This is a genomic window from Enterobacter sp. Cy-643, from assembly GCF_011752815.1.
Taxonomy (GTDB): Bacteria; Pseudomonadota; Gammaproteobacteria; order Enterobacterales; family Enterobacteriaceae; genus Cedecea.
The window spans coordinates 166691-176262 of the sequence record NZ_VWWV01000005.1; the positions used below are offsets into that span (position 1 = coordinate 166691).

A 9572-nucleotide genomic window follows, 5' to 3' on the forward strand; every position below is an offset into this window, starting at 1 on the left:
TGATTAACGGAAAGGGAAAGTGTGCTTGATTGAGGGTTCGTTTATGCCGAGGTGTAAAACAGGAATTTACAAGGACTATTGGGTAGATTATGTTATGTTATAACGAAACAATATTGGTGCCAGTATGTCTGTTGCAGCTCCTTCTTCACTGTTTAGCCTTTCCGGGCTACTTCGCGCGGCCCTTGTCGCGCTGCTGATCCTCGGCCTGTGGGGCGCCATTCATTGGGCGGTTATCCTGCCATGATCGAACTGCAGAATCTCGAGCTGGGCTATTACGGCAACGTGGTTGTGTCTGCCCTCAGCGGCCAGTTTCGGCGCGGCAGCATGACGGCGGTGATTGGGGCTAACGGCTGCGGTAAATCGACGCTGTTAAAAACCCTGGCCGGGCTACTGCCCCCAATTTCCGGCAGCGTAAAGTTTCAGGACAATATGCGCCCGCGCATAGCCTGGCTGCCGCAGTTAGGAGAGATGGATCGGCAATTTCCCGCCACGGTTTATGACGTCGTTTGTATGGGGAGCTGGCCGGGACGCGGGCTGTTTTCCGGGCTTCGTCGCCAGCACCGTGAACGCGTGCTGGAAGCGATTGAACGCGTGGGATTAAGTGAGCATTACCTGCGGCCAATTGATGTGCTCTCAGGGGGACAGTTTCAACGCATGCTGTTTGCTCGCCTGCTGGTTCAGGACGCACCGCTGGTCCTGCTCGATGAGCCGTTCACCGGTGTGGATGCGCAGACCAGTGAATTTTTAATGGAACTGATGTGCCAGATGCACCGGGATGGCAAGACGCTTATCAGCGTGCTGCATAACAACGAGCTGGTACGCAGGCACTTTCCTGAAGTCCTGCTGCTCACTCCGGAGGGTTACCAGTGGGGTAACGCCGACGACGCCTTAGCGCAATATGCTTCCTTTCGCCCACGCCTGGTACAAACTGCATGATTTATCACCTTTTTATTGAGCCGTTTGTGGCTTACGGCTTTATGCGCCGCGCGCTGGTGGCCTGCCTGTCGCTTTCCCTGAGTACCGTTCCGCTCGGCATTTTTCTTCTGCTTCGTCGTATGAGTCTGGTGGGTGACGCGCTTTCTCACGCCATTTTACCCGGCGTTGCCGTGGGCTATCTGGTTGCCGGTATGTCTCTGGTGGCGATGGGCATTGGTGGGTTTGTGGCCGGTGTGCTGGTGGCTTTACTTTCCGGCTGGGTTAGCGCCCGGACGCCGTTAAAAGAAGATGCCAGCTTTGCCGGATTCTACCTTGGGTCGCTGGCACTCGGCGTGACGTTGATATCATTGCGCGGTTCAAGCGTTGACCTGCTGCACCTGCTGTTTGGCTCAATTCTCGCCGTGGATGGTGAGGCTATTAAGTTTGTGGGTCTCATTGCTAGCGTGACGCTGATTGCGCTGGCGCTGCTTTATCGCGGCCTGGTGCTGGAGTCGTTTGACCGCAGCTTTTTACAGGTGAATAACCGGCTGCTGCCGTCGCTGATACACGGCACGTTTTTGGCGCTGCTGGTGCTTAACCTGGTGGCTGGCTTCCAGATCCTTGGCACATTAATGTCCGTTGGCCTCATGATGCTGCCCGCCATTGCCGCGCGCTGCTGGGCTAAGACATTGCCGGGCTCGATCGCTCTTGCCGTGGTGTGTGGCCTGATTTGTGCCTGGTTAGGGCTGGTGTGGTCTTTCTACGCCTCGTTACCCGCCGGGCCGGCCATTGTGCTTACCGCGAGCGTCGCATTCTTTATCTCAATACTTTTCGGACCGCGCAGCGTGCTTGCAGGGAGCCTGCTGCGTAGGAAATTGGCAATCATAAAGGGGGTTAAATGAAACGTTTAGGGATTGGTATTGCGCTGGCTCTGGCGCTCTCCAGCCAGATGGCTGCAGCGAAAACGCTGAATGTAGTGGCAAGTTTTACCGTGCTGGCCGACATGGCTAAGCAGGTTGGCGGCGAGCACGTCAAAGTCACCAGCCTGGTGGGGCCGGATGGCGACCCGCACAGCTTTGAACCTTCACCAAAAGATAGCGTTGCGCTGCGTAATGCGGATGTGGTGATTGTGAGCGGGCTCGGTATGGAAGGGTGGATGGATCGCCTGGTGACGGCATCCGGCTACAAGGGCAAAGTTATTGTTGCTTCCCAGGGGATTAACACCCGCAGTATGGAAGAAGACGGTAAATCAATCACTGACCCACATGCCTGGAACAGCGCGGCAAACGGGGCCATCTACGCCGAAAATATCGCTGCGGCGCTGGTTGCTGCCGATCCACAGGATGCAGCGGCTATCCGTAAAAGCGGCGATAACTACGCTGCCCGCCTGAAGCAGCTAGACGGCTGGGCGAAAAAACGCTTTGCGGATGTGCCGCAGGCTAACCGCAAGGTACTGACCAGCCATGATGCATTTGGCTACTTTGGCGAGGCTTACGGCGTCACGTTCCTGGCGCCAGTGGGCTTTTCCACTGAAGCACAGGCCAGCGCCAGCGACGTTGCTTCTCTGATTAAACAGTTGAAAGATGAACATATCTCCACCTACTTCATTGAAAATCAGACCGACCCACGTCTGGTGAAGCAAATTGCCAGCGCGACCGGCGCGAAGCCCGGCGGTGAGCTTTATCCTGAGGCGCTTTCAGGCCCAGGCGGCCCGGCAAGTACCTACGAAAAGGCGTTCAAGCACAACGTGAACACCATCGCCAACAGCATGAAGTAGCTTTTCTCCCGGCCAGCTTTCGCTGGCCGTTCCATTTCTGGAATCCTTCCCGAGTATCCCGATGTAATCCCCTGCAACGCCCGTAAAGTGCTATCGTGTTGGCTAATGATATGTCTACAATCGGAGCCAGCATGACAGACAGCGCATTGTTTGAGCTAAGCCAGCGGGTAGGGAATGGCCTTGGGCAGCTTGGGGCCACAGTGACTACTGCAGAATCTTGTACCGGCGGCTGGATCGCGAAAGTGATTACTGACGTTGCCGGCAGCTCAGCCTGGTTTGAGCGGGGCTTTGTGACCTACAGCAATGAAGCCAAACATCAGCTGATCGGCGTGAACGAAACCACGCTGGAAGCCTATGGCGCCGTCAGTAAAGGCGTGGTGCTTGAGATGGCTCAGGGAGCGCTTGCCGCCGCGAAAGCGGATTATGCGGTTTCTGTCAGCGGTATCGCCGGTCCAGATGGCGGCACGCCAGAAAAACCGGTCGGTACAGTGTGGTTTGGGTTTGCGGATAAGCACGGCAGAACGCTGGCAAAAGTGCAGCGCTTTGACGGCGACCGCGATGCCGTTCGCCGCCAGGCCACGGAATTCGCCCTGCAGAGCCTGTGGGACGATTTTCTAAAAAATAAACTTGATACTGTATGACTGTACAGTATAATTGCCTCAACGAAACAGTATTGAGAACGCGGGGGTGCGAATTATCGCATCACTCAGCATGACAGGAGTAGAAATGGCTATCGACGAAAACAAACAGAAGGCGTTAGCGGCAGCACTGGGCCAGATTGAAAAACAATTTGGTAAAGGCTCCATCATGCGCTTGGGTGAAGACCGCTCCATGGACGTGGAAACGATCTCTACCGGTTCACTTTCTCTGGATATCGCGCTGGGTGCAGGCGGCCTGCCAATGGGCCGTATCGTAGAAATCTACGGGCCTGAATCTTCCGGTAAAACGACGTTGACCCTGCAGGTTATTGCGGCCGCGCAGCGCAGCGGTAAAACCTGTGCGTTTATTGATGCCGAGCACGCGCTGGATCCGGTCTACGCCAAAAAGCTGGGTGTTGATATCGACAACCTGCTGTGTTCCCAGCCGGATACCGGTGAGCAGGCGCTGGAAATTTGTGACGCGCTGGCGCGTTCAGGTGCGGTTGACGTCATCATCGTTGACTCCGTTGCGGCGCTGACGCCGAAGGCGGAAATCGAAGGTGAAATCGGCGACTCTCACATGGGTCTTGCGGCCCGTATGATGAGCCAGGCAATGCGTAAGCTGGCGGGTAACCTGAAGCAGTCCAACACGCTGCTGATCTTCATCAACCAGATCCGTATGAAAATTGGCGTGATGTTCGGTAACCCGGAAACCACGACCGGCGGTAACGCGCTGAAATTCTACGCATCTGTCCGTCTCGACATTCGCCGTATCGGTGCCGTGAAAGATGGCGAAAACGTCGTCGGTAGCGAAACCCGCGTGAAGGTCGTGAAAAACAAAATTGCCGCGCCGTTTAAACAGGCTGAATTCCAAATCCTCTACGGCGAAGGCATCAACTTCTACGGTGAGCTGGTTGACCTGGGCGTGAAGCACAAGCTGATTGAAAAAGCGGGTGCATGGTACAGCTACAACGGTGAAAAAATCGGTCAGGGCAAGGCAAACGCCAGCAACTTCCTGAAAGAGAACAAGCCGATGGCGGAAGAAATTGAGAAGAAACTGCGCGAAATGCTGTTGAATAACCAGGACAGCACGCCGGACTTCACGGTAGATGACCACGATGAAGACGCGGTCGAAACCAACGAAGACTTCTAAAACAAGACAAAGGGCTGCTAACGCGGCCCTTTGTGCTTTCTCTCTCCTGATATCGATCTTTGCCACCCGACCCTATGTCCGACAACACCGCTTCTTCCCGCCGCAGCCCTTTTGCCCGCCTTCTGGATAAGGCGACCCGTATTCTGGCCATGCGTGACCACAGCGAACACGAGCTGCGCCGTAAGCTGGCAACGCCTTCTGCCTTTGCGGCAAAATTTGCTAAAGAGGACGAACCTGAGGTCACTCAGGAAGATATTGATAAGGTTATTGCCTGGTGTTACGAACACCGCTGGCTGGACGACGTGCAGTTTGCGTCACGTTTTATTGCCAGCCGCAGTCGGAAGGGGCATGGACCGCAGCGTATTCGGCAAGAACTGAAGCAAAAGGGCATCGAACGGGCCATTGGGGAGTCGGCAATGATGACCTGTGAGATTGACTGGCTGCCGCTGGCGCGCGAACTGGCCGAACGCAAGTTTGGTTCGCCGCTGCCTACAGAGTGGCAAATGAAGGCGAAAGTGCAGCGTTTTCTTCTCTATCGTGGCTTCTTTATGGAAGACATTCAGGAGATCTGGCGAAATTTTGCCGATTAGGGCCACACTGGATTTTACTTCCCACGCCAGAAAACTTATCTTATTCCCACTTTTTTCCAGGTAAGCTGGCCTGAGCCGTCCGCGTTACGGCTGTCATGGCAGGTTTACAACTCTTCGTTAGCTTGATTCCAGGATAATTATGAGCAAGAGCACCGCTGAGATCCGTCAGGCGTTTCTCGATTTTTTCCATAGTAAAGGCCACCAGGTTGTAGCGAGCAGCTCCCTGGTTCCGAACAACGATCCGACTTTGCTGTTTACCAATGCCGGGATGAACCAGTTCAAGGATGTCTTCCTGGGTCTCGACAAGCGTAACTATTCCCGCGCCACAACGTCTCAGCGTTGCGTCCGCGCAGGCGGCAAGCACAACGATCTGGAAAACGTCGGTTACACCGCGCGTCACCATACCTTCTTCGAGATGCTGGGTAACTTCAGCTTTGGCGACTATTTCAAACACGATGCGATTAACTTTGCCTGGGAACTGCTGACTGGTGAAAACTGGTTTGCGCTGCCGAAAGAACGCCTGTGGGTAACCGTCTACGAAACCGATGACGAAGCCTATGAGATCTGGGAAAAAGAAGTGGGTGTGCCGCGTGAGCGCATTATTCGCATTGGCGATAACAAAGGCGCAGCCTTCGCATCCGATAACTTCTGGCAGATGGGTGACACTGGTCCTTGCGGTCCGTGCACCGAGATTTTCTACGATCACGGCGATCACATCTGGGGCGGCCCTCCGGGAAGTCCGGAAGAAGATGGCGATCGCTACATTGAGATCTGGAACATCGTGTTCATGCAGTTCAACCGTCAGATTGACGGCACCATGCTGCCGCTGCCAAAGCCTTCTGTCGATACCGGCATGGGTCTGGAACGTATTGCGGCGGTACTGCAGCACGTGAACTCCAACTACGATATCGATCTGTTCAAAAAACTGATTCAGTCCGTTGCGGAAGTGACCGGTGCGGCCGATCTGTCGAACAAATCCCTGCGCGTTATTGCGGACCACATTCGTTCATGTGCGTTCCTGATCGCGGACGGCGTAACGCCTTCTAACGAAAACCGCGGTTACGTGCTGCGCCGTATCATTCGCCGCGCTATTCGTCACGGCAACATGCTGGGTGCGAAAGACACCTTCTTCTATAAGCTGGTTGGTCCATTAGTCGACGTCATGGGATCTGCGGGCGAAGAGCTGGCCAAACAGCAGGCGCTGGTTGAGCAAGTTCTGAAAACCGAAGAAGAGCAGTTTGCCCGTACGCTGGAGCGAGGGCTCGCGCTGCTGGATGACGAACTGGCGAAGCTGAAAGGCGATACGCTGGATGGCGAAACTGCTTTCCGCCTGTATGACACCTACGGTTTCCCTGTGGACCTGACGGCAGATGTTTGCCGCGAGCGTAACATCAAAGTTGACGAAGCGGGCTTCGAAGCTGCAATGGAAGAGCAGCGCCGTCGCGCGCGCGAGTCCAGCGGTTTTGGCGCAGACTACAACAGTATGATCCGCGTGGATTCTGCTTCTGAATTTAAAGGCTACGACAGCCTCGATCTGAACGCGAAAGTGACCGCGCTGTTTGTTGACGGTAAATCCGTTGACCAGGTCATTGCCGGTCAGGATGCCGTTGTGGTGCTGAACGAGACGCCATTCTATGGTGAGTCCGGCGGCCAGGTTGGCGATAAAGGTACCGTCAAAGGTAACGGCGTTGATTTCGCGGTTGGCGATACTCAGAAATACGGCCAGGCCATCGGCCACCTGGGCAAGCTGGTTTCCGGCGTGCTGAAAGTGGGTGACAGCGTGGAAGCGAAAGTTGATGAAGATCGTCGCGCTCGTATTCGTCTGAACCACTCCGCAACGCACCTTCTGCATGCTGCGCTGCGTCAGGTACTGGGTACCCACGTTGCACAGAAGGGCTCTCTGGTAAACGACAAAGGCCTGCGCTTCGACTTCTCTCATTTTGAAGCGATGAAGCCGGCTGAAATCCGCGCCGTAGAAGATATTGTGAACGCGCAAATTCGTCGTAACCTGCCTGTCGAAACCAACGTAATGGATCTCGAAGCGGCGAAAGCGAAGGGCGCAATGGCGCTGTTTGGCGAGAAGTATGACGACCATGTGCGTGTGCTGAGCATGGGGGACTTCTCTACCGAATTGTGTGGCGGTACTCACGCTTCCCGTACGGGTGACATCGGTCTGTTCCGCATTGTTGCGGAATCTGGTACGGCGGCTGGCGTGCGTCGTATTGAAGCTGTGACCGGCGAAGGCGCACTGGCCAATCTCCATGCGCAAAGCGACCAGCTGCACGACATTGCTCAACTGCTGAAAGGCGACAGCCAGAACCTGAACGAGAAAGTCCGTTCGGTGCTGGAACGTACCCGCCAGTTGGAAAAAGAGCTACAGCAGTTGAAAGAACAGCAGGCTTCGCAGGAGAGCGCAAATCTCTCCAGCAAAGCGGTTGAAGTAAAAGGCGTTAAATTACTGGTAAGCGAGCTGAGTAACGTCGAGCCTAAGATGTTGCGCACCATGGTCGATGACCTGAAAAATCAGCTCGGCTCCGCCGTGATTGTTCTGGCCACCGTGGCAGAAGGGAAAGTGTCTCTGATTGCTGGTGTCTCCAAAGATGTGACCGACCGTGTGAAAGCGGGGGAACTGGTGGGGATGGTTGCACAGCAGGTTGGCGGCAAAGGGGGCGGTCGTCCTGATATGGCTCAGGCCGGTGGTACAGATGCGGCGGCACTGCCGGGCGCACTGGCCGGCGTTGAGGCCTGGGTTACGGCAAAACTCTGAAAATAACTAAAAGTGTAATTGCGCCATAACTGTTCTCCGTTATGGCGTACTACCATTTACACACTATCAATAATGATAAAGTCAGGTTGAAGTTGTGTATATCGGCTAAACTTAGATATAACAGAGTGTAATGCTATGACAGAGTGCATGTTATCTATTTGTCATTCGTTACGATTTCACGTTATATGATGGATAATGCCGGGATACAGAGACCCGACTCTTTTAATCTTTCAAGGAGCAAAGAATGTTAATTCTGACTCGTCGAGTTGGTGAGACCCTTATGATTGGGGATGAGGTGACCGTGACTGTGCTTGGGGTAAAAGGCAACCAGGTCCGTATCGGTGTTAACGCCCCGAAGGAAGTCTCTGTACACCGCGAAGAAATCTACCAACGTATTCAGGCTGAAAAATCCCAGCAAACGAATTTCTAAAAATATTGCGTCTCGCTGCTCTACAGCGAGGCGCATGTTTTCTTCCCGCAGTTCCTTTTATCTCTCCTGCTAACGCCCTTTTTGCTTCCTGAATCAGCGGGCTGTTTCTGCACGTTTATTGCCGTTTGCCTGTTGATAAAACACTCTTTTTGTCTCCAAATTACGCTAATCGAGCGTGATTTGTGCAATCGATAGCGAGTAGGGAAAAATTGTTTGACTTATAAGTCCCAGAAAGTAATATGTGCGCCACGCAGCGACGAGAAGCTCTTACGAGTAACTTGAAGCACTCGAAAGAGGCGTGTGGTGAGGTGGCCGAGAGGCTGAAGGCGCTCCCCTGCTAAGGGAGTATGCGGTCAAAAGCTGCATCCGGGGTTCGAATCCCCGCCTCACCGCCATTTTGCATCCGTAGCTCAGCTGGATAGAGTACTCGGCTACGAACCGAGCGGTCGGAGGTTCGAATCCTCCCGGATGCACCATATTTTCCCTCATCATTAGCGATGATGGTGTGACAGAGAAAGCTACTTTCTCCGCCAGCACCAGGGAGGATAACGTTGCTTCAGCAACGGCCCTTTAGGGCGAGCCTTCGGTGAGTCATCCTCCCGGATGCACCATCTTCATCAATGTTGCGGCATGATGAGCGACATTGAGTCAGCAGTAAAAGTAGTAATCCCGATGCATCCGTAGCTCAGCTGGATAGAGTACTCGGCTACGAACCGAGCGGTCGGAGGTTCGAATCCTCCCGGATGCACCATATTTTCCCTCATCATTAGCGATGATGGTGTGACAGAGAAAGCTACTTTCTCCGCCAGCACCAGGGAGGATAACGTTGCTTCAGCAACGGCCCTTTAGGGCGAGCCTTCGGTGAGTCATCCTCCCGGATGCACCATCTTCATCAGTGTTGCGGCATGATGAGCGACATTGAGTCAGCAGTAAAAGCAGTAATCCCGATGCATCCGTAGCTCAGCTGGATAGAGTACTCGGCTACGAACCGAGCGGTCGGAGGTTCGAATCCTCCCGGATGCACCATATTTTCCCTCATCCTCAGCGATGACGGTGTGACAGAGAAAGTTAATTTCTCCGCCAGCACCAGGGAGCATAACGTTGCTTCAGCAACGGCCCTTCAGGGCGAGCCTTCGGTGAGTCATCCTCCTTGATGCACCATCTTCATCAGTGTTGCGGCATGATGAGCGACATTGAGTCAGCAGTAAAAGCAGTAATCCCGATGCATCCGTAGCTCAGCTGGATAGAGTACTCGGCTACGAACCGAGCGGTCGGAGGTTCGAATCCTCCCGGATGCACCAT

Annotated in this window: 8 protein-coding genes and 5 tRNA genes; all 13 read left to right on the top strand. The window is 54.3% G+C overall.

The window, feature by feature from the left end; all coding sequences use genetic code 11:
• The first annotated feature begins 240 nt into the window (after nucleotides 1-240).
• The 13 genes from F3J29_RS18695 (at nucleotide 241) to F3J29_RS18755 (ending at nucleotide 9571) form a co-directional block, all read left to right on the top strand.
• Nucleotides 241-936, top strand: a complete 696-nt coding sequence (locus F3J29_RS18695) for a metal ABC transporter ATP-binding protein (RefSeq protein WP_166868352.1) — start codon at nucleotides 241-243, stop codon at nucleotides 934-936.
• Nucleotides 933-1817 carry a metal ABC transporter permease gene (locus tag F3J29_RS18700; RefSeq protein WP_008458268.1) on the top strand — a complete coding sequence of 295 codons (885 nt, stop codon included), beginning with the start codon at nucleotides 933-935 and terminating at the stop codon, nucleotides 1815-1817. Before F3J29_RS18695 ends, F3J29_RS18700 begins: the two co-directional genes overlap by 4 nt.
• The gene (locus tag F3J29_RS18705) at nucleotides 1814-2692 is read left to right on the top strand and encodes a metal ABC transporter substrate-binding protein (RefSeq protein WP_166868354.1); all 879 of its coding nucleotides are present in this window, start codon (nucleotides 1814-1816) and stop codon (nucleotides 2690-2692) included. Before F3J29_RS18700 ends, F3J29_RS18705 begins: the two co-directional genes overlap by 4 nt.
• 131 nt (nucleotides 2693-2823) lie before the next feature.
• Entirely contained in the window at nucleotides 2824-3333 is a 510-nt protein-coding gene (gene pncC, locus F3J29_RS18710; RefSeq protein WP_166868356.1) for a nicotinamide-nucleotide amidase, read from the top strand.
• Nucleotides 3334-3418: 85 nt separating this feature from the next.
• The gene (recA, locus tag F3J29_RS18715) at nucleotides 3419-4483 is read left to right on the top strand and encodes a recombinase RecA (protein ID WP_008458263.1); all 1065 of its coding nucleotides are present in this window, start codon (nucleotides 3419-3421) and stop codon (nucleotides 4481-4483) included.
• Nucleotides 4484-4557: 74 nt separating this feature from the next.
• Nucleotides 4558-5073 (top strand): regulatory protein RecX, encoded by a 516-nt coding sequence (locus tag F3J29_RS18720; RefSeq protein ID WP_166868359.1) that lies wholly within the window; start codon nucleotides 4558-4560, stop codon nucleotides 5071-5073.
• 139 nt (nucleotides 5074-5212) lie between these two features.
• On the top strand, nucleotides 5213-7840 hold the full coding sequence (alaS, locus tag F3J29_RS18725; protein WP_166868361.1) for an alanine--tRNA ligase: 2628 nt from the start codon (nucleotides 5213-5215) through the stop codon (nucleotides 7838-7840).
• A 244-nt stretch (nucleotides 7841-8084) separates the two neighbouring features.
• Nucleotides 8085-8270: a carbon storage regulator CsrA gene (csrA, locus tag F3J29_RS18730; protein WP_008458257.1), complete on the top strand. Its 186-nt coding sequence runs from the start codon at nucleotides 8085-8087 to the stop codon at nucleotides 8268-8270.
• Nucleotides 8271-8572: 302 nt separating this feature from the next.
• Nucleotides 8573-8665 (top strand) — tRNA-Ser (locus F3J29_RS18735).
• A 4-nt stretch (nucleotides 8666-8669) separates the two neighbouring features.
• Nucleotides 8670-8746 (top strand) — tRNA-Arg (locus tag F3J29_RS18740).
• A gap of 198 nt (nucleotides 8747-8944) precedes the next feature.
• Nucleotides 8945-9021, top strand: a tRNA-Arg gene (locus F3J29_RS18745).
• Between the two features lie 198 nt (nucleotides 9022-9219).
• A tRNA-Arg gene (locus F3J29_RS18750) sits at nucleotides 9220-9296 on the top strand.
• Nucleotides 9297-9494: 198 nt separating this feature from the next.
• Nucleotides 9495-9571 (top strand) — tRNA-Arg (locus F3J29_RS18755).
• Nucleotide 9572: the final 1 nt, after the last annotated feature.